General features: G+C 64.5%; 1 protein-coding gene. It reads left to right on the top strand.

Annotation, left to right across the window (positions count from 1 at the left end):
* Window positions 1-688: formate--tetrahydrofolate ligase (locus EN969_RS33950; RefSeq protein WP_127419914.1), on the top strand; the 688-nt coding region annotated here is incomplete at both ends.

Raw genomic sequence — 688 nt, 5'->3', positions numbered from 1 at the left:
GGTGGTGCCGATGGAGGACATGAACCCCCACTTCACCGGCGACTTCCACGCCATCACCACCGCACACAACCTGCTTTCGGCGCTGATCGACAACCACATCTACTGGGGCAATGAGCTCGGCATCGACACCCGCCGGGTCGTCTGGCGCCGCGTCATGGACATGAACGACCGCGCGCTGCGCGAGATCATCTGCTCGCTCGGCGGCGTCGCCAACGGCTTCCCGCGCGAGGGCGGTTTCGACATCACCGTCGCCTCGGAAGTGATGGCGATCCTCTGCCTGTCGACCGACCTGAAGGACCTGGAAAAGCGCCTCGGCGACATCATCGTCGCCTATCGCCGCGACAAGTCAGCCGTCTATGCCCGCGACCTCAAGGCCGACGGCGCCATGGCTGTGCTGCTGAAGGATGCCATGCAGCCGAACCTGGTGCAGACGCTGGAGAACAACCCGGCCTTCGTGCATGGCGGGCCGTTCGCCAACATCGCGCATGGCTGCAACTCGGTCGTCGCCACCACGACGGCGCTCAAGCTCGCCGACTATGTCGTCACCGAAGCCGGCTTCGGCGCCGATTTGGGTGCTGAAAAGTTCTTCGACATCAAGTGCCGCAAGGCGGGCCTGAAGCCGGCAGCGGCGGTCATCGTCGCCACCGTGCGCGCCATGAAGATGAATGGCGGCGTCAAGAAGGAAGAC

Origin of the sequence: Mesorhizobium sp. M7A.F.Ca.CA.003.01.2.1, from assembly GCF_003998945.1 — a bacterium.
Taxonomy (GTDB): domain Bacteria; phylum Pseudomonadota; class Alphaproteobacteria; order Rhizobiales; family Rhizobiaceae; genus Mesorhizobium; species Mesorhizobium ciceri.
The sequence above is the reverse complement of the archived record's forward strand: the minus strand, read 5'-3'. Positions and strand labels throughout refer to the sequence as shown.